General features: G+C 68.4%; 20 protein-coding genes. 11 read left to right on the forward strand and 9 right to left on the reverse strand.

The window, feature by feature from the left end:
• Positions 1 to 10: 10 nt before the first annotated feature.
• The 3 genes from CFB89_RS28650 to glcC all read right to left on the reverse strand — a co-directional run bounded on the left by CFB89_RS28650 (position 11) and on the right by glcC (position 2,855).
• On the reverse strand, positions 11 to 394 hold the full coding sequence (locus CFB89_RS28650; protein ID WP_089470881.1) for an ATP-dependent protease: 384 nt from the start codon (positions 392 to 394) through the stop codon (positions 11 to 13).
• 174 nt (positions 395 to 568) lie between these two features.
• On the reverse strand, positions 569 to 2,023 hold the full coding sequence (locus tag CFB89_RS28655) for a DEAD/DEAH box helicase (protein WP_089470882.1): 1,455 nt from the start codon (positions 2,021 to 2,023) through the stop codon (positions 569 to 571).
• 61 nt (positions 2,024 to 2,084) lie between these two features.
• Positions 2,085 to 2,855, reverse strand: coding sequence for a transcriptional regulator GlcC (gene glcC / locus CFB89_RS28660; RefSeq protein ID WP_050013449.1), 771 nt, complete (start codon positions 2,853 to 2,855; stop codon positions 2,085 to 2,087).
• Positions 2,856 to 3,078: 223 nt separating this feature from the next.
• Between glcC and glcD the strand changes: the two genes are divergently transcribed.
• The 9 genes from glcD to CFB89_RS35545 all read left to right on the forward strand — a co-directional run bounded on the left by glcD (position 3,079) and on the right by CFB89_RS35545 (position 15,116).
• On the forward strand, positions 3,079 to 4,578 hold the full coding sequence (gene glcD, locus CFB89_RS28665) for a glycolate oxidase subunit GlcD (protein WP_089470883.1): 1,500 nt from the start codon (positions 3,079 to 3,081) through the stop codon (positions 4,576 to 4,578).
• Positions 4,578 to 5,660 (forward strand): glycolate oxidase subunit GlcE, encoded by a 1,083-nt coding sequence (glcE, locus tag CFB89_RS28670; protein ID WP_089470884.1) that lies wholly within the window; start codon positions 4,578 to 4,580, stop codon positions 5,658 to 5,660. The genes glcD and glcE overlap by 1 nt, the downstream gene beginning before the upstream one ends.
• Before the next feature lie 23 nt (positions 5,661 to 5,683).
• Positions 5,684 to 6,904, forward strand: coding sequence for a glycolate oxidase subunit GlcF (glcF, locus tag CFB89_RS28675; RefSeq protein ID WP_089470885.1), 1,221 nt, complete (start codon positions 5,684 to 5,686; stop codon positions 6,902 to 6,904).
• A 22-nt stretch (positions 6,905 to 6,926) separates the two neighbouring features.
• Positions 6,927 to 7,331: a heme-binding protein gene (locus CFB89_RS28680; protein WP_089470886.1), complete on the forward strand. Its 405-nt coding sequence runs from the start codon at positions 6,927 to 6,929 to the stop codon at positions 7,329 to 7,331.
• Positions 7,332 to 7,659: 328 nt separating this feature from the next.
• Positions 7,660 to 9,834 carry a malate synthase G gene (locus CFB89_RS28690; protein WP_089470888.1) on the forward strand — a complete coding sequence of 725 codons (2,175 nt, stop codon included), beginning with the start codon at positions 7,660 to 7,662 and terminating at the stop codon, positions 9,832 to 9,834.
• A gap of 560 nt (positions 9,835 to 10,394) precedes the next feature.
• Complete coding sequence (locus CFB89_RS28695; protein WP_089470889.1) at positions 10,395 to 11,960, forward strand: sensor domain-containing diguanylate cyclase; 1,566 nt, start codon at positions 10,395 to 10,397, stop codon at positions 11,958 to 11,960.
• A gap of 148 nt (positions 11,961 to 12,108) precedes the next feature.
• The gene (locus tag CFB89_RS28700; RefSeq protein ID WP_089470890.1) at positions 12,109 to 13,494 is read left to right on the forward strand and encodes a cache domain-containing protein; all 1,386 of its coding nucleotides are present in this window, start codon (positions 12,109 to 12,111) and stop codon (positions 13,492 to 13,494) included.
• 31 nt (positions 13,495 to 13,525) lie between these two features.
• Positions 13,526 to 14,170, forward strand: a complete 645-nt coding sequence (locus CFB89_RS28705) for a response regulator transcription factor (protein WP_089470891.1) — start codon at positions 13,526 to 13,528, stop codon at positions 14,168 to 14,170.
• Positions 14,171 to 14,378: 208 nt separating this feature from the next.
• On the forward strand, positions 14,379 to 15,116 hold the full coding sequence (locus CFB89_RS35545; RefSeq protein ID WP_256979782.1) for a PAAR domain-containing protein: 738 nt from the start codon (positions 14,379 to 14,381) through the stop codon (positions 15,114 to 15,116).
• A 463-nt stretch (positions 15,117 to 15,579) separates the two neighbouring features.
• Here the strand turns inward: CFB89_RS35545 and CFB89_RS28715 are convergent, their stop codons facing one another.
• A complete protein-coding gene (locus tag CFB89_RS28715) occupies positions 15,580 to 16,176 on the reverse strand; it encodes a phospholipid-binding protein MlaC (protein ID WP_027781786.1) in 597 nt (198 codons plus the stop codon).
• A gap of 328 nt (positions 16,177 to 16,504) precedes the next feature.
• Here CFB89_RS28715 and CFB89_RS28725 point away from each other — a divergent pair, with 328 nt between their 5' ends.
• Both CFB89_RS28725 and CFB89_RS28730 read left to right on the forward strand, forming a co-directional pair.
• Entirely contained in the window at positions 16,505 to 19,138 is a 2,634-nt protein-coding gene (locus CFB89_RS28725; RefSeq protein WP_089470892.1) for an MMPL family transporter, read from the forward strand.
• Positions 19,131 to 20,144 (forward strand): VacJ family lipoprotein, encoded by a 1,014-nt coding sequence (locus CFB89_RS28730; RefSeq protein ID WP_089470893.1) that lies wholly within the window; start codon positions 19,131 to 19,133, stop codon positions 20,142 to 20,144. The genes CFB89_RS28725 and CFB89_RS28730 overlap by 8 nt, the downstream gene beginning before the upstream one ends.
• 111 nt (positions 20,145 to 20,255) lie before the next feature.
• Here the strand turns inward: CFB89_RS28730 and CFB89_RS28735 are convergent, their stop codons facing one another.
• From CFB89_RS28735 to CFB89_RS28760, 5 genes are all read right to left on the reverse strand, one after another.
• Positions 20,256 to 20,963, reverse strand: coding sequence for a phosphorylase (locus CFB89_RS28735; RefSeq protein ID WP_089470894.1), 708 nt, complete (start codon positions 20,961 to 20,963; stop codon positions 20,256 to 20,258).
• A 3-nt stretch (positions 20,964 to 20,966) separates the two neighbouring features.
• Positions 20,967 to 22,940, reverse strand: coding sequence for a squalene--hopene cyclase (shc, locus tag CFB89_RS28740; protein ID WP_089470895.1), 1,974 nt, complete (start codon positions 22,938 to 22,940; stop codon positions 20,967 to 20,969).
• 12 nt (positions 22,941 to 22,952) lie between these two features.
• Positions 22,953 to 24,206, reverse strand: a complete 1,254-nt coding sequence (gene hpnE / locus CFB89_RS28745; RefSeq protein WP_089470896.1) for a hydroxysqualene dehydroxylase HpnE — start codon at positions 24,204 to 24,206, stop codon at positions 22,953 to 22,955.
• 13 nt (positions 24,207 to 24,219) lie between these two features.
• Entirely contained in the window at positions 24,220 to 25,068 is an 849-nt protein-coding gene (gene hpnD / locus CFB89_RS28750; RefSeq protein WP_089470897.1) for a presqualene diphosphate synthase HpnD, read from the reverse strand.
• Between the two features lie 259 nt (positions 25,069 to 25,327).
• Positions 25,328 to 25,660: a hypothetical protein gene (locus tag CFB89_RS28760; RefSeq protein ID WP_089470898.1), complete on the reverse strand. Its 333-nt coding sequence runs from the start codon at positions 25,658 to 25,660 to the stop codon at positions 25,328 to 25,330.
• Between the last annotated feature and the right edge of the window lie 135 nt (positions 25,661 to 25,795).

The following is a 25,795-nucleotide window of genomic DNA, read 5'->3' on the forward strand; positions in this document are numbered from 1 at the left end:
ACGGGCCTGGTCAGAGATCCCCGCGCACTTCGCCGGTTCCCAACGCGCTGCGCTGCCGGTTGACCTCCGCCCACAGTTCATCGCTGTCGTCCTCGCGCAGCACGATCATCCAGTCCAGCTGCTCGTCGGTCACGCCGAAGTACGCCAGAATTTCCCGGCGAACCCCGTCGATGAACGCCGCGTATTCCGGGGTGGCCTGCGCCCGCGCGTGCAGGGCGTCGTATTCCGCATCGTCCATGCCGCCGCCCTGTTCGTCGATATAGCGCGAAATCCATTGGTCCCGTTCGTGGTCGTAATCGGCTTCGGCGCGCATCGCTTGCACGGCCGTGTAGAAATCCAGTTGGGCAAACGCGGCGATCGCCGCCGTCGTCGCCTCGTCGAATGTCATCGTCATTCCGTCTCTCACTTCAGTCATCGCACATCATGGGTCATGCGGGGAAGCCGCTGTCGTGCGCGGTTTCACGCCGCGAACGAGAAAACCGGCAGCGCTGTTCCGAGCCGCCCGTTTGCGTTCACTTCATCGGGCGGTTCAATCGTATCGGGCACGTCGAAAAGGGAAGGGTTCAATCTACCGGGACGGCTTGCCCGGTTTGCCGCGCCCCCCGGCAGATTTGCCGGCGGCCTTCCCCGCAGCCGGCTTGGCCGCCGGTTTGCTACGCGGCTTCTGCACGCTGAACGGGCTGCCGATGGTGTAGTCCGGGCCTTGACCCGCACCATTGGCCACCGCGTGCTGCGTCCCGGACGTGCGCTTGCCTCCGCCACCTTGCGTATGCGGCTTCTTGCCCGGCGCCTGTCGGGCCGCCGGCGCAGCTTGCGGCACCTTGGGTTTCTTCGGCTTTTTGGGTTTCTTGATGAGCTGACCCGTCGCGCTGGTTTCCGGCACGCGGTGGTCGGCTTCGAAACCCGGCTCCTCTTCCCGCCGCAGCGTCTGCCGGATCAGCGCTTCGATCGCGGCCAGTTGCGGCGCTTCGTCGGCGCACACGAGCGACACCGCGACGCCGCTCGCGCCCGCGCGGCCGGTGCGGCCGATACGGTGCACGTAGTCTTGCGCAACGATCGGCAGATCGACGTTGATCACCAGCGGCAGATCGTCGATATCCAGCCCGCGCGCCGCCACGTCGGTGGCGACCAGCATCTGCACTTCGCCCGTCTTGAAGCGCTCCAGCGCGCGCAGACGCGCGGGCTGCGGCTTGTCGCCGTGGATCGTATCGACCGCATAGCCGGCCTTCTCCAGCATGACCGCCAGATAATCGACGCCATTGCGGGTCTTGACGAACACCAGCGCGTGCTCCCACTTGTTTTGGGCCACGAGGTGCATGAAGAGGTCGGGCTTGTTCCGCTTGTCGACGGGCACAACCCACTGCTTGATCTTGCTGGCCGTGGCGTTGGGCGGGCTGACGCTGATGTCGACCGGGCTGCGCAGAATGCCGGCCGCCAGCGCGCGGATTTCGTCGGAGAACGTCGCGGAGAACAGCAGTGTCTGGCGCTTGGCGGGCAACGCGGCAAACACCGCGTCGAGTTCGCGCGCGAAGCCGAGATCGAGCATGCGGTCGGCTTCATCGAGCACCAGTGTCTGGACCTGGTCGAACTGCACGGCGTTCTGGCGATTGAGGTCGAGCAAGCGGCCGGGCGTCGCCACGAGCACGTCGACGCCCTTGCGCAGCTTCATCATCTGAGGATTGATGCTCACCCCGCCGTAGGCGGCCAGGAATCGCAGATCGAGGCCCTTGCCGTACTCGACGAAGCTTTGCAGCACTTGCTCGGCCAGTTCGCGGGTGGGCACCAGCACCAGCACGCGCGCACGGTTGCTCGATACCGCCGGGCCGTGCTGCACGAGCCGCTGCAACAGCGGCAGCGCAAAGCCGGCCGTCTTGCCGGTGCCGGTCTGTGCGGCGGCCATGACGTCCTTGCCGCCGAGCACGACGGGAATCGCCTTGGCCTGCACCGGCGTGGGTGTCTGGTAATTGAGGCCCTGCAGGTTACGCAGCAACGGCTCGATCAGGCCAAGCGAGGCAAAAGACATGGACGTGTTCCGGGCTAAAACCGCAATTCTAGCGGTTACCGCGCCGGCCAAGCCCGCCCGCTCACGTCCACCCTTCGAGCCGCAACGTCGAGCGCACGAGCCGCTGTTCCTCCTGCTCGATCTCGCGCAGATAGTCGACGCACTGACGGATATGTTCGCTCGCGGCCTTGCGCGCCTGATCGGGCAGCCGGCCGGTGACCGCGTTGTAAAGCCGCGCATGCTGGCGGTCGATCTGCTTCTTCAGCGGTTCGCGGTGATAGAGGTTGTTCACCGACGCGAACACCGAGCTGAGCAGCAGGTCGGTCAGCGACTGCAGCGTATTGACGAGCACCGGGTTGTGCGATGCCTCGCAGATCGCCAGATGAAACGCGTGGTCGAGCTTCGCGCGCGCGGCGGGATCGAGATCCTGCGCGTCGGCCGCCGTCATTTCCTCGTAGCGGCGCCGGATCAGGATGAAATCGGCCGGCGTGCCGCGCAGCGCCGCAAGCCGGGCGGCTTCGGCCTCGAGCATCCCGCGCACCTCGAACAGGTCGTACAGCGTGCGCGGCTGCGAGCCGAGCAGATGCATCATCGGCGTGATCGCGCGCTGCGGGGTCAGGCTCGCGACGAACGAACCCTTGCCGTGCGTCGTGTCGATGATCCCGCGCGCGTGCAGCAGCTTCATGCCTTCGCGCACGGCCGTGCGCGACACACCGAGCTTCTCGGTCAGCCGCCGCTCCGACGGCAGCGCCTGCCCGGCCTTCAGCACGCCGTCGACGATCAACTGCTCGATCCGCTCGGCGACGACGTCGGCCACGCGCCGCGCCGGCCGCTCTCGATCCTGCATTTCCATACTGGTATGACCACTCTGGACGAACGTCGTCGATTTTCTCACAAAGCCTTGTTGTCATTGGTTTTTATCGTTCATTAAAGAAATCGCACCCGACGACTTTCCAAAAACTGGTACGACCACCTTCAACACGGCTGGACAGGCCCGCGCGTCCCGCCAAGAATGCCGTCCATCCGGCGTGTCGCGCATCGCGCGGCCAGCCGCAAGGTGGAGACGGAGACACACGATGAGTTTCATCTACGACGAACGGATCGACGGCCCACTGACGGGCGTCGACCGTGCCACGCTCGTCGCCGCGCTGCACGCGGCGGCGCCCGGCCTGGACGTGCTGCACGAACGCGAGGCGTTGAAGCCGTTCGAATGCGACGGCCTCGCCGCGTACCGCACGGTGCCGCTCGCGGTCGTGCTGCCCGATACGGTCGACCAGGTGCGCGCGGTGCTGCGCGTCGCGGCCGCGCACGGCGTGCCGGTCGTCGCGCGCGGCGCGGGCACGGGGCTGTCGGGCGGCGCGATGCCGCTCGAAAAAGGCATCCTGCTGGTGATGGCGAAGTTCAACCGGATTCTCGACATCGACCCCGATGCCGGCATCGCACGCGTGCAGCCCGGCGTGCGCAACCTCGCGATCTCGCAGGCCGCCGCGCCGCACGGCCTCTACTACGCGCCCGATCCGTCGTCGCAGATCGCGTGCTCGATCGGCGGCAACGTGGCCGAGAACGCGGGCGGCGTGCATTGCCTGAAATACGGGCTCACGGTGCACAACATCCTGAAGGTCGAGATCCTCACGATCGACGGCGACACGGTCACGCTCGGCGCCGATGCGCTCGACGCACCGGGCTTCGACCTGCTCGCGCTGTTCACCGGCTCCGAGGGAATGCTCGGAATCGTCACCGAAGTGACCGTGAAGCTGCTGCCGAAACCGCCGAGCGTGAAGGTGTTGATGGCGAGCTTCGACGACGTCGCCGAGGCCGGCGCCGCGGTCGCGCGGATCATCGGCGCGGGCGTGATTCCCGGCGGCCTCGAGATGATGGACAACCTCGCGATCCGCGCGGCCGAGGATTTCATCCACGCGGGCTATCCGGTCGACGCGCAGGCGATCCTGCTGTGCGAACTCGACGGCGCCGCGGCCGATGTCGAAGAAGACGCCGAACGCGTCGCCGCGCTGCTGCGCGACGCGGGCGCAAGCGAGATCCGCGTCGCGCGCGACGAAGCCGAGCGCCAGCGCTTCTGGGCCGGCCGCAAGAACGCGTTCCCGGCCGTCGGCCGGATGTCGCCCGACTACTACTGCATGGACGGCACGATCCCGCGCCGCGAGCTGCCGCGCGTGCTCGAAGGAATCGCCGCGCTGTCCGCCGAATACGGGCTGCCGGTCGCGAACGTGTTCCACGCGGGCGACGGCAACATGCATCCGCTGATCCTGTTCGATGCGAACCGGCCCGGCGAGCTCGACCGCGCGGAAGCGCTCGGCGGCAAGATCCTCGCGCTGTGCGTCGCCGTGGGCGGCAGCATCACCGGCGAACACGGCGTCGGGCGCGAGAAGATCAACCAGATGTGCGTGCAGTTCAACACCGACGAAATCACGTTCTTTCATGCGGTGAAGGCCGCGTTCGATCCGCAGCGCCTGCTCAATCCCGGCAAGAACATCCCGACGCTGCACCGCTGCGCCGAATTCGGCGCGATGCATGTCCATCACGGCAAGCTGCCGTTTCCCGAACTGGAGCGCTTCTGATGCGACGCGAACGCGAACCCGAATCGATCGACGACAGCGCGGCGCTCGTCGCGCAGGTCGATGCGGCGATCCACGATCGCCAGCCGCTGCACATCCGCGGCGCCGGCACGAAGGCGTTCGTCGGGCGGCCGGTCGAAGGCCGCACGCTCGACGTGCGCACGCATCGCGGCGTCGTGTCGTACGACCCGACCGAACTCGTGATCACCGCGCGCGCGGGCACGCCGCTCGCCGATCTCGACGCGATGCTCGACACGGCCGGCCAGATGCTGCCGTGCGAGCCGCCGTCGTTCGGCGGCGCGGCGACGGTCGGCGGCATGTTCGCGGCGGCGCTGTCGGGCCCGCGCCGCCCGTGGGCCGGCGCGGTGCGCGATTTCGTGCTCGGCTGCCGCGTGATCACCGGCCACGCGAAGCATCTGCGCTTCGGCGGCGAGGTGATGAAGAACGTCGCGGGCTACGACGTGTCGCGGCTGCTCGCCGGCAGTTTCGGCTGCCTCGGCGTCGTGACCGAGGTATCGCTGAAGGTGCTGCCGAAGCCGCGTGCGACCGGCGATCTCGCGTTGACGCTCCCGGCGGACGAAGCCGTGCAACGCGTCGCCGCGTGGCGCCGCGCGGGGCTGCCGCTGGCCGGCGCGTGCCATGCGGACGGCGTGCTGCGCGTGCGGCTCGAAGGCGGCGAGGGCTCGGTGAAGGCCGCGCGCGACACGATCGGCGGCGACCGGATGGACGATCGCGACGACGGCTTCTGGGCCCGTCTGCGCGACCTGTCGCTGCCGTTCTTCGACGATCCGCGCCCGCTGTGGCGCGTGTCGGTGCCGGCCGCCGCGCCGCTCGACGCGCTCGCCGGTGCGCAGCTCGTCGACTGGGGCGGCGCACAGCGCTGGCTCAAGAGCGATGCCGCGCCGGCCGACGTGCAGCGCTTCGCCGTGCAATGGGGCGGTCATGCGACCTGCTTCACGCCGGGCGTGACGCCCGAGCCGTTCCAGCCGCTGCCGCCCGCGCTGCTCCGCGTGCACCGGCAACTCAAGGCGCAGCTCGACCCGCACGCGATTTTCAATCCCGGCCGGCTCTACGCCGACTTCTGACGCCAACCGACTTCGACCCGCCGATGCAAACCAACCTCAGCGAAGCAAGCAAGGCCCTCGCCGGGGCCGACGAAGCGGAAGCGATCCTGCGCGCATGCGTGCACTGCGGCTTCTGCAATGCGACCTGCCCGACCTATCAGGTGCTCGGCAACGAGCTCGACGGGCCGCGCGGCCGCATCTACCTGATCAAGCAGCTGCTCGAAGGGGAGCCGTGCGGCGAACGCACGCAACGGCACCTCGACCGCTGCCTGACGTGCCGCAACTGCGAGACGACCTGCCCGTCCGGCGTGCGCTACCACACGCTGCTCGACATCGGCCGCGCGGAAGCCGAGAAGCGCGCGCGGCGGCCGGCGCGCGAGCGCCTGCTGCGTGCGGGGTTGCGTCACGCGGTGCCGCGCCCGGCGACGTTCGCCGCGCTGCTGAAGGCCGGCCGCGCGCTGCGCCCGTTGCTGCCCGGCGCGCTGCAGGACAAGATCCCGGCCGCCGTGCCCGCGGCCGCGCCGCGCCCGGCCGTGCGTCATGCGCGGCGCGTGCTGATGCTCGAGGGCTGCGTGCAGCCGGCGCTGTCGCCGAACACCAATGCGGCCGCCGCGCGCGTGCTCGACCGGCTCGGCATCAGCGTGACGCCGGCGCGCGAAGCCGGCTGCTGCGGCGCGACCGAATATCACCTGAATGCGCAGGAAGCGGGCCTTCAGCGCGCCCGCCGCAACGTCGACGCATGGTGGCCGGCGATCGAGGCCGGCGCGGAAGCGATCGTGCTGACCGCGAGCGGCTGCGGCGCGTTCGTGAAGGAATACGGCGACCTGCTGCGCTCCGACCCCGTCTACGCGGAGAAGGCGCGGCGCGTCAGCGCACTCGCGCGCGATCTGGCCGAAGTGATCGCGACCGAGCCGCTCGACGCGCTCGCCGATGCGACGCCACGGCGCGTCGCGGTGCACTGCCCGTGCACGCTGCAGCACGCGCAGCGCCTGGGCGGCGCGGTGGAAAGCATCCTCACGCGGCTCGGCTTCGATCTGACGAATGTCGCCGATGGCCATCTGTGCTGCGGCTCGGCCGGCACCTATTCGCTGACGCAGCCCGCGCTCGCGACGACATTACGCGACAACAAGCTCGATGCGCTCGAAGCCGCGCAGCCGGACCTGATTGTCACCGCCAACGTCGGCTGCCAGACTCACCTGAACGGCGCGGGCCGCACGCCCGTGCGCCACTGGATCGAACTCGTCGACAACCGGCTGGTCGACTGACCGCCTATTCCGGAGGAACGCCATGCAAACGAAACCCGAACTCGAACTGGCCGATGCCGAGCGCATGCTCGCCGCGGCCCGCGCGGAAGCGGAACGCCACGGCTGGGCCGTGTCGATCGCCGTCGTCGACGATGGCGGCCATCTGCTTGCGTTCGCGCGGCTGAACGGCGCATCGCCGGCCAGCAGCGTCATCGCGCAGGACAAGGCGCGGGCGGCGGCGCTCGGCCGTCGCGAAACGAAGGCGTATGAGGATATGATCAACGGTGGCCGCACCGCGTTCCTGAGCGCGCCGCTGTCGGGCTTGCTCGAAGGCGGCGTGCCGGTCACGGTCGGCGGCCGGATTGCAGGCGCGATCGGTGTGTCTGGCGTAAAGTCCGAACAGGACGCGCAGATCGCCCGCGCCGGTACACAAAGCGTCGTGGCCTAGGGCCTGTTCACGCTAATAACGGGCTTGCGAACGTGCCTTTCCAGCCGCAGGGCAAGGAGAGAGGAGGCGCAATAGCCGTAGCTATTGCAACGACGAACGACGCCGCCATGCGGGTGGAAAGGCACGTTCCCCTGTTTGGAGAAATCGTTCGTGGGGCTGGCCCCCAGAAGGGCCGATCGCCGCGTCATGCTCCTCGCGAATACGTCGAGTATTCGCTTCGTCGCAATCCTTGCGCTCGGCCCTTCTGGGGGCCAGCGCAAGCCCGTTATTAGCGTGAACAGGCCCTACAGCCAACGCGCGCGTTTTTCATTCCCCGGGAGGAATCACGATGATCGACCAAGCAGGACTGCAAGTCGCGCCAGCGCTGAGCCAGTTCATTGAAAACGAAGCGCTGCCGGGCACCGGCATCGACAAGGCCGCGTTCTGGAGCGGTTTCTCGGCGCTGGTGCACGACCTCGCGCCGCGCAATCGCGCGTTGCTCGCCGAGCGCGACCGCCTGCAGCAGGAACTCGACGCGTGGCATCGCGCCCACCCCGGCCCGGTACGCGACCACGCCGCGTATCGCGCGTTCCTCGAACACATCGGCTACCTCGTGCCGGTCCCGTCGAACGTCGCGGCAGCCACCGCGAACGTCGACAGCGAGATCGCCACGCAGGCCGGCCCGCAGCTCGTCGTGCCGCTGTCGAACGCGCGCTATGCGCTGAACGCCGCGAATGCGCGCTGGGGCAGCCTGTACGACGCGCTGTACGGCACCGACGCGCTGCCGGAAGACGGCGGCGCCGAACGCACGGCAGCCTACAACCCGACGCGCGGCCAGCGCGTGATCGACTATGCGCGCAACGTGCTCGACAACGCGGCGCCGCTCGCGAGCGGCTCGCACCGCGACGCGCTGCGCTACCGCGTGCAGGACGGCCAGCTCGCGGTCGAAACCGCGCAGGGCACCGTCGCGCTCGCGCAGCCGGCGCAATTCGTCGGCTACCAGGGCGCGGCCGGTGCGCCGTCCGCGATTCTGCTGAAGCACAACGGCCTGCACCTCGAGATCCAGATCGACGCGTCGACGCCGATCGGCCGCGCCGATCTCGCGAACGTGAAGGACGTCGTGCTCGAAGCCGCGGTCAGCACGATCATCGACTGCGAGGATTCGGTCGCGGCGGTCGACGCCGACGACAAGGTCCAGCTCTACCGCAACTGGCTCGGCCTGATGCAGGGCACGCTCGTCGAGGAAGTGGCGAAGGGCGGCAAGACCTTCACGCGCCGCCTGAACGCCGATCGCGAATACACGACGCCGGCCGGCGGCACGCTGTCGCTGCACGGCCGCTCGCTGCTGTTCGTGCGCAACGTCGGCCACCTGATGACCAACGGCGCGGTGCTCGATCGCGACGGCAACGAGATTCCGGAAGGGATCCTCGACGGCGTCGTCACGACGCTGTGCGCGCTGCACGACCTGAAGGCCAAGCGCAATTCGCGCACGGGCTCGATCTACATCGTGAAGCCGAAGATGCACGGCCCGGCCGAAGTCGCGTTCGCCGATACGCTGTTCGCGCGCATCGAGGATCTTTACGGCCTGCCGCGCAACACGCTGAAGATGGGCATCATGGACGAGGAACGCCGCACCAGCGTGAACCTCGCCGCGTGCATCGCAGCCGCCGCCGCGCGCGTCGCGTTCATCAACACCGGCTTCCTCGACCGCACCGGCGACGAGATGCACACCGCGATGGAAGCGGGCCCGATGATCCGCAAGGGCGACATGAAATCGTCGGCGTGGATCCAGTCGTACGAGCGCAACAACGTGCTCGCGGGCCTGTCGGCCGGCCTGCGCGGCCGCGCGCAGATCGGCAAGGGCATGTGGGCGATGCCGGACCTGATGCATGCGATGCTCGAGCAGAAGATCGCGCATCCGCGCGCCGGCGCGAACACCGCGTGGGTGCCGTCGCCGACCGCCGCGACGCTGCACGCGCTGCACTACCACCTCGTCGACGTGCAGGCCGTCCAGCAGGAACTCGAAAAGACGCCGTACGCGCGCGAGCGCGACGCGCTGCTCGAAGGGCTGCTGACCGTGCCGGTCGTCGAGCACGCCGCGTGGAGCGAGGCCGAAATCCTGAGCGAGGTCGAGAACAACGCGCAGGGCATTCTCGGCTATGTCGTGCGCTGGGTCGAACAGGGCGTCGGCTGCTCGAAGGTGCCGGACATCCACGACGTCGGCCTGATGGAAGATCGCGCGACGCTGCGCATCTCGAGCCAGCACATCGCGAACTGGCTGCGCCACGGCGTGATCACCGAGGCGTTCGTGCTCGACGTGTTCAAGCGGATGGCCCGCGTCGTCGACCAGCAGAACGCCGGCGATCCGAACTATCGCCCGATGGCGCCCGGCTACGACCAGTCGACCGCGTTCAAGGCCGCGTGCGCGCTCGCGCTGCAAGGCACGTCGCAGCCGAGCGGCTATACCGAGCCGCTGCTGCATCGGTTCCGGCTCGCGTTCAAGGCGCAACAGCACGGCGCCTGACCCCGCGCATGCGGCTCGCCCGCATGCCGGGTGCCGGTTGTACGCCGACCGTGCGAAACGGGCAGCCCGCGTGGCCGCCCGTTTTCATATTCGCGTGCACCCGGCCGTTGAAACCGATAATCGGTACATATCGCGCGCTTTCGCGTGCGGAACGCATCCGACGTTAATCCGCGCGGGTCCGCCGGCGTGCGCCGCGTGACTTTTCCGCGCTGCCGCAAAGCCTTGCGCGGTAACGCTCCGCCCGACATTTGCAAGCCCGGGATTACACGGAAATTTGATCCCGATCAACGGGTTGCAACATTTTCCGCGCACGCAAACACGCGCGTTATACTCCGTTCAATTCGCGTCGCGATTCGTCAGAGGGTCGAATTGCAGCAGATGTTACCTGTGAATACCTGGTTTATCGGTTTCTCGGGCCGCGATTGTCGATAATCGGCGCCCGGTTTCTCCGCCAAGCGGAAGGCAGGCACGGGAAGGGCGCGCACCGGGTCGCCACCGGTAGTCATACGAACAATCGCATCGGCCCGCCGCCCGGCGACGATGCCCCCGATCCACGGACCATGGCAGAAACCGACTACGCAATGCCCAGCGAATCCGGCGTGACGAGCCGTGTCGCCGCTCATCTGCGCCGGTCCCTCCTGCCGCACCTGATCTTCTATACGGGGCTGCTGATCGCGCTGATCCTGCTGCTGCTGTGCGGAATCGTGCTGTACGAAGGCCGCATCGACGCGCGCGACCGCTCGCGCAGCATGCAGCAGAACCTCGCGCTGATGGCGTCGTGGGACATCGAACGCAACATCGAGATCTATTCGCTGTCGCTGCAGGCCGTCGTCGAGGGCGTGAACGACCCCGCGGTGGCCCGGCTGCCGATGGCGCTGCGCCGCCAGGTGCTGTTCGACCGATCGACGACGGCCAAGTATCTCGGCGGCATCTACGTGCTCGACGCGAAAGGCGACATCGCGGTCGACGGCATGAGCGACGTGCCGCGCAAGGCCAACTTCCGCAACGAACCGTACTTCACCGTGCACCGCGACAGCCCCGACGTCGGCCTGTACGTAAGCCCCCCGTATCACTCGCGGCTGCGCGGCGGCTCGCCGAGCATCGCGCTCAGCCGGCGGATCACGCGGCCCGACGGATCGTTCGGCGGCGTCGCGGTGATGTCGATCCGGCTCGAATATTTCCAGAACCTGTTCTCGCGCCTGTCGCTCGGCGATCGCGGTTCGGTCGCGCTGATCAACACGGATGGCAGGATGGTCGCGCGCGAGCCGTACGACCCCAAGATCGTCGGCCGCGACATCAGCCGCGCGAGCACGTTCCGGCAATTCATGACCGCCAGCGAAGGCAGCTTCGCCGATACCGCATCGATCGACGGCGTGCGGCGCCTGTACGTGTTCCGGCACCTCGAGCACCTGCCGCTCATCGTCATGGTCGCGCGCTCGGAAGCGGACACCTACGCCGCGTGGTACGACCGCGCGATCCCGATCGGCTCCGCGATGGTCGCCCTCGCGATAGGCTTCGTCGGCCTGTCGCTGCTGCTCGACGAGCAACTGCGCAAACGCCATCGCGCGGAAACCGAGCTGCAGGCGCTCGCGCGCACCGACGGCCTGACGGGCCTCGACAACCGCAGGATGCTCGACGTCACGCTCGGGCGCGAATGGCGCCGCGCCGCGCGCTCGCAACATGCGCTGTCGCTGCTGTTCATCGACGTCGACGACTTCAAGCGCTACAACGACACGCAGGGCCACCAGGCCGGCGACGACGCACTCGCCGCGGTCGGCCATTGCATCGCCGGCTGCCTGCGTCGCCCGGCCGACTATGCGGCGCGCTACGGCGGCGAGGAATTCGTCGTGGTGCTGCCGGACATCGACACGGACGGCGCGGTGACGATCGCCGAAACCATCCGCACGGGCATCCTCGATCTCGGCATCCGGCACGACGCGGGCACGGTCGGCCGCCTGACGGTGAGCATCGGCGTGACGACCAGCTACCCCGAGCACGACGACAACATCCAGGCCGCGCTGAAACGGGCCGACGATGCGCTGTATCGGGCGAAGGAAGGCGGGCGCAACCGTATCGCCGTGCAGGCCGCCCCGTCGCCCGCCAATCTCGCATCGCGGCGGGCCTGAGCGCACGGGCAGCGGCCGGGCGACCGCCGGGCCGCTGCCCCCGCCCGCAAAATCGCCGACAATACCGGCTCGATACGCCACCGCGCGACCGATGCGCCCGGACGGCCGCGCCTGGCCGGCCGCGCCACGCCAGCCGCTTCGCACCCCCATGAGACTCAAGGCAAAGATCTTCCTTCTGGCCATCGTGCCGTTCCTGCTCGCGATCGCCGGCATCGGTTTCGGCGTGCGTCAGCAGGCGACGTCGCTCGCGCGCACGCAGCACGCGACGATCCAGGCCGCGTACCTGTCGAGCAAGGAAGTCGAGCTGAAACACTACGTCGAGCTCGCGACGAGCGCGATCATGCCGCTCTACGACGCGAGCGGCCGCAATGCGCGCGACGACGCGCTGCTGCGCACGCAGGCGCTCGCGATGCTGCAGAAGATGAATTTCGGCCCCGACGGCTATTTCTTCGTCTACGACCTGCACGGCAATTCGCTGATGCATCCGCGCGAGCCCGAGCGCGTCGGCCACAACTTCTGGTCGATACGCGACCCGCAGGGCGCGCTGACGATCCAGAAGCTGATCGGCGCGGCTTCGCAGGGCGGCGGCTACGTGCGTTACGCGTGGCAGCGGCCATCGACGGGCCGCGTCGCGCCGAAGCTCGGCTACGTCGTCGCGCTCGAGCGCTGGGGCTGGATGGTCGGCACCGGCATCTATCTCGACGACGTCGACACCGCGCTGCAGCGCATCGACGCGCGCGCGTCCGCGAACATCGAGCGCACGATGAGCTGGCTCACCGCGATCGCGCTCACCGGCGCGGCGGCGATCGCCGTGTGCGCGCTGGTGCTGAACGTCAGCGAGTCGCGCAGCGCCGACGCGAAGCTCAAGCTGCTCGCGCAGCGCGTCGTCGAATCGCAGGAGCAGGAGCGTGCGCGGCTGTCGCGCGAACTGCACGACGGGATCAGCCAGATGATGGTGTCCGCGAAGCTGATACTCGAATCCGCGCTCGCGCGTTTCGAGCGCGGCGCGTCGCGCGTGCCCGAAGCCGAGCAGGCGCTCGCGTCGGGCGTCGGGCGGCTCGGCGACACGCTGCGCGAAGTCCGGCGCATTTCGCATGCGCTGCGTCCGTCGATGCTCGACGATCTCGGTCTCGCGGCCGCGCTCGAGCAACTCGTGCGCGAGCTGGGCGCGGAAAGCGGCATCGACATCGGCTATACGCAGGTCGCGCACGGCGGCACGCGGCCGCTGCCCGAAGCCGTCAACACCGCGCTGTTCCGGATCGCGCAGGAAGCGCTGAGCAACATCGTGCATCATGCGCGGGCGTCGCGCGCGGCCGTCACGCTCGACGTCGGCGCGCAATTCGTCACGCTGACCATCGCCGACAACGGCTGCGGCTTCGACGCCGAACGCTCGCAGGCCGACGCGCGCCGCGGCATCGGCCTGCGCAACATGCGCGAGCGCCTCGATGCGCTCGACGGCACGCTGACGATCACGTCGCAGGTCGGCCATACCGTCGTCGCCGCGCGCGTGCCGCTGCGGCGCGCCGCCGCCTGAGCATGCGCACCATAACCGGAGACCTTTGCCCATGAGCGCCCCCGATACCGCCCGGCCCGCCGCCCGACTGCTGCTCGTCGACGATCACCCGCTCGTGCGCGACGGCTTGCGGATGCGGCTCGAAGCGGCCGACCTGTCGGTGGTCGGCGAGGCCGGCAACGCGGACGAGGCGCTTGCGCTGGCCGCATCGCTCGAACCCGATCTCGCGCTGATGGACGTCGGCATGAACGGGATGAACGGCATCACGCTCGCGGCCGTGTTTCACGAGCGCTTTCCGGGCATTCGCGTGCTGATGCTGTCGATGCACGACAACATCGAGTACGTGACGCAGGCGGTGCGCGCCGGCGCGAGCGGCTACCTGCTGAAGGACTCGCCGGCGAGCGAGATCGTCCGCGCGATCGGCGCGGTGCTGGCCGGGCAGACGTTCTTCAGCGAAGGGCTGGCCGCGCGGATGATCCAGGCCAGCGCGATGGCATCGCCGCTGGACCGGCTGACGCCGCGCGAGCGCGACATCCTCGACGCGCTGGCCGAAGGGCTGTCGAGCAAGCAGATCGCGCAACGGACGGGGCTGTCGGTGCGCACGGTCGAGACGCACCGGCTCAACCTGAAACGCAAGCTGGAGATCGAAGGGCAGGCCGAACTGATCAAGTTCGCGGTCGAGCATCGGCGGCGGTAGCGGCGAACACGCGCGGATTACTCGCGCGCTGCGCACTTCACCCTCGAATTCATACTTGTCCAATCGACCTCGCCCTGGGAGCGATGGAATCCTTTCGCTTGCCGAAACGAGCACCGTGCTCGTGATTCGCATGACACGCGCGTGAACTCGTCATGCGGCACCCGGCATCGCCGGTAGATATCGGTGACCTGGACCGAGGAGCGAAATCATGATGCGCCGCATCGCCGTTGTCGGCGACAAGCTGGAAACCGGCGGACACATTCTTGCCTACGCAGGGCCACTATTCACGTTTGGCGACGCCGGCCATCAGGTTGCGCTGATCGGCGGCCTCGCGTTCTGCGAAGCGTGTGAAAGCACTGGCCAGATCGCCAAGACTGGCGGGCCGAAGCGCATCAAGTTTATGGGCGAAACGGCAGCGGACGGCGACATCGTTCAATGTCGATGCGCGACACCACCGCGCATCGTCGCGCTGCTCTCCGGCAATTCATGGTGCGACGACCAGGCGGAAGCAGAAGGCGCCGTTACTTCCGGCATGAATCGGGCAGGCAATGTCACGACCTTAGCCGCCAGACAACTTGAGTGGCGGTCATGTCGACCTCTGGAACGGAAGCAAACTCACCGGCTTCGGATCAGGCGTGCGGATTTCATGGAATATAGTCCTACCGGGCATCTGGTCGGATTTTCGAAATTCGAAAACTATCTTGTTTTTTCCCGTCAAATGAAACTCGTGACTGTGGTGGCAGGCGCACTTGTCGGTGGAGCGCTCGCGACAATGATCTGCTGGGGAACGCTCTACGTTTACGGAGCATTCGTCCTGCGTGGCAAGGGAAGTCTCTTCGACACGAACCCCGAGATCGCGAATCTATTTTTCGTCACATGGAGCGGATCGATTTTAGTTTTCGCAATGGCCGGCGCAATTGTCGTGACTCGCAGGAAACCCCGTTAACCATGCGACCGACGGCAACGCAAAATGAGACGCGTCGGATACTTGCTCCTGTACTGGATCGCCGGCCTGATCACTATATGGCTCGCATGCTGGATCGGAAGCCGGATCAACGGGCGAATTCATATCGGCTTGCGACTGCCTTCGGGCTGGCCCGGTTGCCATGAGATCGACCTGTGCTCACCGCCGTGGCTGCTTGTCGCTCTGCTAGTCGGGTTTCTGATTGGGCCACCGCCTGGGTTTGCCTTCGCGGGCTGGAGAGTAGGGAGACGACGGGCGACACCGCAAAAGGTACTGTGCTCCTTGGCCACATTGATTCCCCACGATGCTGTTTTTTTCGCTTCGTATGTAATTCGCTGAGTCAGTAGCGCGCAATCGCAGTCCCCTCTCTACCGCTCGGTCGCCCTACGAATAGAAAAAGCGCCCGAAGGCGCCTTCCATGCATCCGAACTACGCGCAGCGGCGCTCAGTTCGTCCGCGAATTGTGCTTCTGCAGATACGCGATCAGCCCGTCTATCCCGCCCGTCGCGAGCTGGCTCTTGAACTGGCCCTGGTACACCTGGATCAACCACGCGCCCGACATGTCGATGTCGTAGATCTTCCAGTCATTGCCGACCTTGCCGAGACGATAGCCGACCGACTGGCTGTCGCCGGGCGTCGTCACCGTCGACTGCACGAGCGCGTCGGCGCCCGACGCGCCGCCAGCCTTGAACGAGAACTTCGCGTCCTGGTTGCCGAGCTGCGCGAGCGACGCGGCGTAGGTGCGCGTCATCAGCAGCCGGAACTGCTTGTACAGCTCCTGCTGCTGTTGCGGCGTGGCCTGCTTCCACGCGTCGCCGACCGCGATGCGGGTCGTACGCTCGAAGTTGGTCGCGGGCAGGAAGCGCTGCTCGACGACCTGCGTGACCTTCGCCATGTCACCGCCGCGCGCGGCCGGATCGGCCTTCATCGCATTGACGGTGCCCTCGACCGCCGTGCGGACGATATCGACCGGCGCGCTCTGCGCGAAAGCGGAAACCGACACGGCGGCCGCCGCGACGAAAGCAAACAGATGACGTTTCATACGAATTTCGCACTCGATGGTAAAAAACGGCCGGCTCTTTGCATCGGCCGGTGGAGCAAAGTATACCGGGCCGAACGCCGCGGTGCCGGCCGGTGACCGACTGTTACCTTTCAGCGCCGTTTGTCACAGGCGCTTCGCGCGCCCGTCGACGCACCGCCGCGGGGATGATGTAAATATCCGCATACAAATCACCCAGCCCGCCCGATCCGATTGCCACGCCGGTAGCAAATATCCTTCCCGCCCCGAATCTCCGCAACGTCACGACCGTCGCCGCGCTGCGCCGGTATACTTGGCTACTTTGCCCTAGCCAGCCGCTCCCCACCGCCACATGGTGACATCTCTCATCGTCCGACTCGTTGCGTGGTCGGTGCGCCGCCCCGTCTGGGTCGTCGTCCTGTCGCTCGCGATCGCCGCCTTCAGCGGGGTCTACGTCGCACAGCATTTCAAGATCAACACCGACATCAGCAAGCTCGTCGATGCGGAGCCGCAATGGGCCGCGCTCGGCCAGGCCATCGACAAGGCGTTCCCGCAACGCAACGGCACGATCCTCGCGGTCGTCGAGGCGCCCGCGCCCGAATTCGCGACTGCCGCCGCGCATGCGCTGACCGAAGCGCTGCAGAAAGACGCCGATGCCGGCCGCATCGGCCCGGTCGCCGAACCGGGCGGCGGGCCGTTCTTCGAGCACAACGGGCTGCTGTTCCTGTCGCCGCAGGAAGTCTCCGATACGACCGCGCAGCTCGCGAGCGCGCGCCCGCTCGTCAACGAACTCGCAAAGAACCCGAGCCTCACCGGGCTCGCCACCACGCTGTCCACCACGCTCGGCCAGCCGCTGCTGACCGGCCAGGTAAAGCTGCCCGCGATGGCGAAGCTGCTCGCGCGCAGCGCGGCGACGGTCGACGACGTGCTGGCCGGCAAGCCGGCCGCGTTCTCGTGGCGCACGCTGGTCGACAACGACGCCGCGCGGCAGCCCGCGCGCGCGTTCGTCACCGTGCAGCCGGTGGTCAACTACGGTGCGCTGAAGGCCGGCGCGGCAACGAGCCAGGTGATCCGCGACGCGGCCCGCTCGCTCGATCTCGAAAAGCGCTACGGCGCGGCCGTACGCCTGACCGGCGAACAACCGCTCGCCGACGACGAATTCGCGTCGGTCGAAGACGGCGCCGCGCTCAATGGCGTGCTCACGCTGCTCGCCGTGCTCGTCATCCTGTGGCTGGCGCTGCGCTCGAAGCGGATGATCGCCTCAGTGCTCGTCACGCTGTTCGTCGGCCTCGTCGTGACGGCCGCGCTCGGCCTCGCGATGGTCGGCTCGCTGAACATGATCTCGGTCGCGTTCATGGTGCTGTTCGTGGGGCTCGGCGTCGACTTCTCGATCCAGTACGGCGTGAAGTACCGCGAGGAACGCTTCCGCGACGAGCGCATCGATCACGCGCTGATCGGCGCCGCGCATTCGATGGGCATGCCGCTCGCGCTCGCCACCGCGGCCGTCGCCGCGAGCTTCTTCTCGTTCATCCCCACCGCGTATCGCGGCGTGTCCGAGCTCGGCCTGATCGCGGGCGTCGGGATGTTCGTCGCGCTGCTGACCACGCTCACGCTGCTGCCCGCGCTGCTGCGCCTGTTCGCGCCGCCGGGCGAATCGAAGACGCCCGGCTTCCCGTGGCTCGCGCCGGTCGACGATTACCTCGATCGCCATCGCAAGCCGATCCTGATCGGCACGCTCGCGGTCGTGATCGGCGCGCTGCCGCTGCTCGCGTTCCTGCATTTCGACTTCAACCCGCTGCACCTGAAGGATCCGAACAGCGAATCGATGGCGACGCTGCTCGCACTGAAGGATTCGCCGGAAGCGGCCGTCAACGACGTCACGCTGCTCGCGCCATCGCTCGCGCAAGCCGATGTGGCCGCGAAGCGCCTCGATGCGCTGCCCGAAGTCGGCCGCACGACCACGCTGTCGACCTTCATTCCCGCCGACCAGCCGGCCAAGCGCGCGGCAATCGCCGCGGCCGCGAGCGAACTGCTGCCCGCGCTCACGCAGCCGGCCGCGCCGCCCGCGACCGACGCGCAACGCGTGGCCGCGCTCAAGCGCGTGTCCGACCTGCTCGGCTATGCGGCCGAGGATCACCCGGGCCCGGGCGCCGCGGCCGCGCAGCACCTGTCCGCGTCGCTCGCGAAGCTCGCCGCCGCCGACAGCGCGACGCGCGACCGTGCCGAACGCGCGTTCTCCGATACGCTGCGCATCGCGCTCAACCAGCTCGCCGCGCTGCTGCAGCCGCAGGACATCACGCGCGAATCGCTGCCGCCGCAGATCGTGCGCGACTGGGTCGCGCCGGACGGCCACGCGCTCGTGCAAATCTCGCCGAAGGTGCCGAAGGGCGTCGATCCGAACGACGACACGATGCTGCGCCGTTTCGCCAAGGCCGTGAAGGCCGCGGAACCGGGTGCGACCGGCGGGCCGATCTCGATCCTGCATTCGGCCGACACGATCATCAACGCGTTCCTGCACGCGGCGCTGTGGTCGATCATCTCGATCACGGTCCTGCTGTGGGTCACGCTGCGCCGCTTCGGCGACGTGCTGCGCACGCTGGTGCCGCTGCTCGTGTCGGGCATCGTGACGCTCGAGATGTGCGTCGTGCTCGGCATGTCGCTGAACTTCGCGAACATCATCGCGCTGCCGCTGATGCTCGGCGTCGGCGTCGCGTTCAAGGTGTATTTCGTGATGGCGTGGCGCGCGGGGCAGACGGGGCTGCTGCATTCGAGCCTCACGCACGCCGTGCTGTTCAGCGCCGCGACGACGGCGACCGCCTTCGGCAGCCTGTGGCTGTCGCACCATCCGGGCACGTCGAGCATGGGCAAGCTGCTCGCGCTGGCCCTGACCTGTACGCTGATCGGCGCCGTGGTGTTCCAGCCCGTCCTGATGGGCAAACCGCGCGTCAACCGCGCCAAGAACCAATCGCAAGGAATCAATGAATAAGGTGCGAATCATTGCGGCGACCGTCGCCGCCAGCGCGATGCTGACCGGCTGCGCGACGGGACCGAACCGCAATCCCAACGACCCGCTCGAGCCGATGAACCGGGCGATGTACAAGTTCAACGACACGGTCGACACGAACATCGCGCAGCCGATCGCGAAGGGTTACCAGAAGGTCACGCCGACGCCGGTGCGCACCGCGATCAGCAACTTCTTCTCGAACCTCGGCGATCTCGGCAACATGGCGAACAACCTGCTGCAGTTGCGCATCACCGATGCGACGCAGGATCTGATGCGCGTGGCGATGAACTCGCTGTTCGGCGTCGCCGGCCTGATCGACATCGCGACGCCGGCCGGGCTGCCGAAGCATCACCAGGATTTCGGGCTGACGATGGCGCGCTGGGGCATGCCGTCCGGCCCGTACCTCGTGCTGCCGGTGTTCGGGCCGAGCACGATCCGCGACGGCGTCGGCCGCGCGGTGGACGTGCGCTTCAACCTGCTGAACTACATCGAGCCGGCCGCGCGCAACCCGATGTACATCGCGCAGTTCATCAGCGCGCGTTCGGACCTGCTCGGCGCGACCGACCTGCTGAAACAGGCCGCGCTCGATCCGTATTCGTTCGTGCGCGACGCGTATCTGCAGCAGCGCAAGTCGTTGACGTATCACGGCCAGTCGGCATCGGCCGCGGCGCCGAACTACGCGGAGCCGGGTGAAGCCGGCGCGGTGCCGGCGGCTACGCCGGCCACGCCGGGCGGCTTGCCGAACTATGAGGATCCGGGCGAGTCGGGCGGCGCATCGGGCGCGGCGCCGAACAATGCGCCGGCCGCGCCGGGGTTGCCGCAGTACGACGACCCGGGTGCGGACAATGCGATGCCGGCGAGCGCGCCGGCTGCCGCATCGGCATCGGCCCCCGCATCGTCGGGCGCCACGACAGCGCCGGCCGCCAACGGTGCACCGATCGCGCCGGCAATGCCGACGCTGCCGGCGAGCAGCCCGGCCGCGCAGTAACGCCACAACGGCGGCCGCGCGAAAGCAAAGAGCGCTGCACGATGCAGCGCTCTTTTTTTGTCCGCACGAAACGGCAAACCGGGACGGGGCGAGGACAGCGGCGAATGCCGCTCAGACGATCCGCATCGCGCCCGCCCGCTCGAACGCGTGCCGGGCCTGAATCAGGGTCGTGCGCGCCGCCCGCGCATCGCCCGCGACCTGCAGCAGCGGGCCGAGCTGCGACGGCTGCTTCAGCAGTTCGCGCAGGATCGGCAGGATCGCCGTGCTGCCGTCGTCGCGCAGGCCGGCCGTCGCCGCGCGCGGCAGCGTGCGCCACGCCGGATCGACGATCGCGCGGCACACCGCGAACGGCACGCCGCGCGCGGCCGCGAAGGCCGCCGCGATATGCGATTCCATGTCGACGGCGAGCGCGCCCTTCGCACGATGCAGCGACGTCTTTTCCTGCTCGCCGACCACCGGCGCGCCGACCGCCGCCATCGTGCCGCGCGTGACCCGCGCCCACACCGGCGTGTCGTGCAGCGCGGCGACGAGCCGCGCGTTCCAGCCCGCATCGGTCTGCACGCGGCCGAACGGCCCGTCGATCGCGTCCGCGATCACGAGCGCGCCCGGCGCGAGGTCGGGCGCGAGCCCGCCGGCCGTGCCGAAGCTGACGATGCCCGCGCAACCGCGCGCGGTCGCTTCGGCCAGCGCGCGCTCGAGCCGGTCGGCCCGCGCGGCGAACACGGCTTCGACGCCGTCGCCGCGCGCGATGCGCGCCTCGAACGCCATTCCCGTCACCGCGATGACGGGCAATGCGCCGTTGTGCTGCGTCGTCGCCACGCGTTACATCCCGACCGTCACGCGCGTCGCGTTCGCGCGCTTCAGGGTGCGGTAGCGCGCGAGCGCCCACAGCGGGAAGAACTTGCGATAGCCGTGGTAGCGCAGGTAGAACACGCGCGGGAAGCCCGTCGCCGTGAAGCGCGTCTCGTCCCACAGGCCTTCTTCGTTCTGCTGGGCGACCAGGTAGTCGACGCCGCGCGCCACGGCCGGGTTGTTCACCTCGCCGGCCGCCATCAGGCCGAGCAGCGCCCAGGCCGTCTGCGACGCCGTGCTCGGCGCCTGCTCGTAACCGCGGTAATTGAGCTTGTAGCTGTCGCCGTCCTCGCCCCAGCCGCCGTCCTTGTTCTGGATCGACAGCAGCCACTGCGCCGCGCGCTTCATGCGCGGATCGTCCGGCGTCAGGCCGGCCGCGTTCAGCGAGCACAGGGCCGTCCACGTGCCGTACACGTAGTTCATCCCCCAGCGGCCGTACCAGCTGCCGTCCGGCTCCTGCTCCTTCAGCATGTAGTCGAGCGCGCGGCGGGCCGGCTCGCTGTTCAGCGGCGTCTCGCCGAGTTGCGACAGCATCGACAGGCAGCGGCCCGACACGTCGGCCGTCGGCGGATCGAGCAGCGCGCCGTGATCGGAGAACGGGATGTTGTTCAGGTAGTACTGCGTGTTTTCCGGTTCGAACGCGCCCCAGCCGCCGTCGCTGCTCTGCATGCCGACGACCCATTCGCGCGCACGCGCCATCGATTCGCGATACGTGTCCGACTGCGTGAGCTTCTGCGCGCGATCCATCGCCATCACGACCACGGCCGTATCGTCGACGTCCGGGTAGTGCGCGTTCGCGTACTGGAACGCCCAGCCGCCGGGCCGCACGTTCGGGCGGCGCGAGATCCAGTCGCCGCGCACGTCGAGAATCTGCAGCGGGCGCAGCCATTCGAGGCCGCGCAGCACGGCTTGCTCGGCACGGGCGTCGCCGGTCTCGAGCAGCGCATGCGCGACGAGCGACGTGTCCCACACGGGCGACAGGCACGGCTGGCAATACGCTTCGTCGTCGTGCACGACGAGCAGCTTCTCGACCGACTTGCGCGCGAGCGCGCGGTTCGGATGATCTTCCGCGTAGCCGAGCACGTCGTACATCATCACTGCGTTGGCCATCGCCGGATAGATCGCGCCGAGGCCGTCCTCGCCGTTCAGGCGCTCGTCGACGAACGACACGGCCTGGCGGATCGCGCGTTCGCGCGTGTAGCTCGGGAACAGGCCGTCGACCGCGCGCAGCGCATGGTCGACCACGCGAAAGAACGCGAACCAGCCGGCACTCTGGTGCCCCTGGCGCGGCAGCAGCCCGGCGTTGACGGGCGGGTCGATGAACAGCTCGTCGATGCGCACGCCGCGCGGGTTCTTCGCGAGCGGACGCTTCGCATTCAGCACGAGCAGCGGCACGATCACCGTGCGCGCCCAGTATGACACCTTCGACAGGTGGAACGGGAACCACTGCGGCAGCAGCATGATCTCGACCGGCATCATCGGCACCGCGCGCCACGGAATCGCACCGTACAGCGCGAGCTGGATGCGCGTGAACACGTTCGACATCTCGGCGCCGCCCATCGCATGGATGGCGCGGCGCGCGCGCTGCATGTGCTCGGCGTTCTCGTCGTCGCCGATCACCTTCAGCGCGAAATACGCCTTCACGCTCGCGCTGATGTTCGGTGCGCCGTCGGTGAACAGCGGCCAGCCGCCGTCGGCCTGCTGGATGCGGCGCAGATACTTGCCGATCTTCTGTTCGAGCTCGAGGTTCGGCGTCTCGCCCAGATAGTGGACGAGCAGCACGTATTCGGCGGGAATCGTCGAGTCCGCTTCGAGTTCGTAGACCCAGTGTCCGTCCGCCTGCTGCGCGGCCAGCAGCGCATCGGTCGCGCGCGCGACGGCCGCGTCGACGTCGGCCGGCACGGCGCCGGCGGACAAGGTAGCCATTTCGGTGAGATCGTTCATCGGTCCCTCTCTTTATTGCGTCTGGAGCACGTCCGCGGCCAGCTGGCCGGAACGGATCGCGCCCTCGATCGTGGCGGGCAGGCCGGTGGCAATCCAGTCGCCCGCGAGTACAAGATTGGTCCAGCGCGTACGCACGGCCGGACGTTTCATTTCCTGCGACGGCACCGCCGCGAAGCCCGCGCGCGGCTCGACGACGAGTTGCCACGCGGGGATGGTTTCCGGGTTCGCGCCGGTCACGCGCGCGACGTCTTCCCAGATGCGCCGCGCGAGCATGTCGCGCGGCATGTCGAGCCAGCGGCCCGCATCGCGGATCGTCGCCGCGAGCAGGCCGTCGCCGGTCCGCACCGCATCGACGACGCCGTTGACGACGGTCGTCTGCAGCGGATTGCCGGCCGGCGATTCGACCGCGAAATACGCGGTCGCGACCGCGCTGAACGTGTCGGGCGCGGCGAGTTCGGGCACGAGCGGCTGCGCGACTTCGGGCGGCACGGCCAGCACGACCGCGTCGCCCGGCGCGAGATCGATGCGCTCGCCGCCGACCGACACCGCATCGACCGCATTGCCGTGCGCGCCGAATTCGAACGCGTCGAGCCGCGAATTCAGCCGGATCTGCGCGCCGCCGTATTGCAGCATCCGCAGCGCCGGTTCGACGAACGCGCTGCAGAGCCCGCGGCGCGCGACGAGCGGGCGGCAACCGGGGCCGCCCGCGGCAAACGTGCCGAACAGCGCGGCGCGCGCGAGCTCGGCGCTCGCGTGGCGCGGCTCGATATTCAGCACGCCGAGGAAATACGGTCGCAGCCAGCGATCCCACAGCACGCCGTCGCATCGCATCGTCTGCGCGAGCGAGCGGCCCGTGCGGGCGAACGCGAGCGGGGCCAGCGCGAGATAGTCGAGCGGCGTCGTGCCCGGCGCGCGCGATGCGGCATCGAACAGCCACGACGGCCAGCGGCCGTTGCCGAAACGCAGCGTCCAGCGCTGCCGCGACGCGATGTCCATGACCGGGCATTCAGCCAGCGCGGGCCCCGCGAGCTGATCGGCCGCGCCGATCGCGCGCAGGTAGCGCTGCGTCGCGGGCTGTCCCGCGAAAACCGTGTGCAGCCCGCTGTCGAGCGTCGTGTTCAGCGTCCCGTCGAACCACGAGCGGCAGCGGCCGCCCGCGTGCGCATGCGCGTCGTGCAGCACGATGCGCCGCCCGCGACGTTGCAGCTCGACCGCGGCCGACAGGCCCGCGAGTCCTGCGCCGATCACGTGGACGGTTCTGGGCATCGCGTCGATCGACTCAGAACAGCGCGTAGCGCGCGGCGATCATCAGCATGCGCGCCTTCGGCTTGCGCAGCGGCGCGCGCGGCGCGGCAAAGCCGCGGGCGATCGCGGCCTCGAGAATGCAGCGATACGCGCCCGACATGATGCGCGGCGCCTTCACCTGCGCACGCGGGCAGGTATCCATCACCGCGTCGGCCTGGCGGAAGTGCTCGAGCGCGCGCTCGACGAGCGTCGCGCACACGCGCGGCAGCGCCGGATCGCGCACGATCGTCGCCGGATCGGTGATCGCGATGCCTTCGCGCGCGAGCAGCTCGCGCGGCAGGTAGCACCGGTTGATCGCCGCGTCGTCGTCGATGTCGCGCAGGATGTTCGTCAGTTGCAGCGCGCGGCCGAGGTGGTGCGACAGCGTGATCCCTTCGGCTTCCGGCATCCCGAAAATCCTCACCGACAGCCGGCCGGCCGCGCTCGCCACGCGATCGCAGAAGAGGTCGAGCGTCGGCTCGTCGGGCGCGCAGATGTCTTCCACCGCGTCCATCGCCATCCCGTCGATCATCGCGTGGAAATCGTCGCGCTGCAGGTTGAACGCGCGAATCTCGCGATCGAGCGCGGCCAGGTGGCGCGGCGGGCGGCCGGCGAAGCAGGCGTCGATGTCCGCGCGCCAGCGATTCAAGCCCGCGGTGCGCTCGGCGCGCGGCAGATCGCTGTCGGCGATGTCGTCGACCGCGCGGCAAAACGCGTAGACCTGGAACATCGCATCGCGCTGCACGGCCGGCAGGATGCGCATCGCCAGATAGAAGGAGCTGCCCGATGTGACGGCAGCGGCGTCGGTTTCTTGTTCGTCCACGACGGAATGGGAAACGGCCAAGACGAAGCTCCACGGAGACACCCACGCGGGGCGATTGAAGAAGCCATGCCCGGCTGGGATGGTCAGGGCGTCGAATGCGTGCGAGATATGCGAACGATCGACGCAGACAGGCACAAATTACCGGCCGGAAGCCGGAATTGGGCGAAAGTATAGCAATCTTTGAAGTTCGATGGCGGACGCGCGCCATGTCCGGCGGGGTGTCGAGCGCCGCCGGCGGGCCGGTGCGGCCGGACTTTGCGAACGGTCGCCCGAACGCGCGTCAGCCGTAGACGATGTCGCGCTGCAGATCGAGCGCGATGAGTCCCATTTCCCGCGTGAGCTGCAGCATCGAGCGGCGCTCGAGGCGCGAGCCCATGAAGCTCGTCACGCGGCCGTCGGGCTCGGCGGTGAACTGGAAAACCGCGCCGCCCGTGCCGAACCACGCGCCCGGCACATCGGGCGATTCCTGCCAGTCGATCTCCTCGAATACGCGCGCGATCCCGGCGCGCACCACGTCGCCCGGGCCGATCGGCGGAGCGACGTCGCCCAGGTCGTCGAGCGAATAGGGGCCGGGTTTGTTCGGCTTCCGGTAGAAGAGATAATCGACGTTCATGGGGCGCAATCGCAGGCAAAGCAACAAATTAGCGCGCTTCGGCACAAATTCAAATCGGATCCGGACGAAATGTGGCCTGTGCGATACAAAGGGACGGATCGTTGCCGGTCAAGAAACGCTCCGCGCGAGCACGTC

The organism is Burkholderia sp. AU16741 (genome assembly GCF_002223345.1).
GTDB classification, from domain to species: Bacteria; Pseudomonadota; Gammaproteobacteria; order Burkholderiales; family Burkholderiaceae; genus Burkholderia; species Burkholderia sola.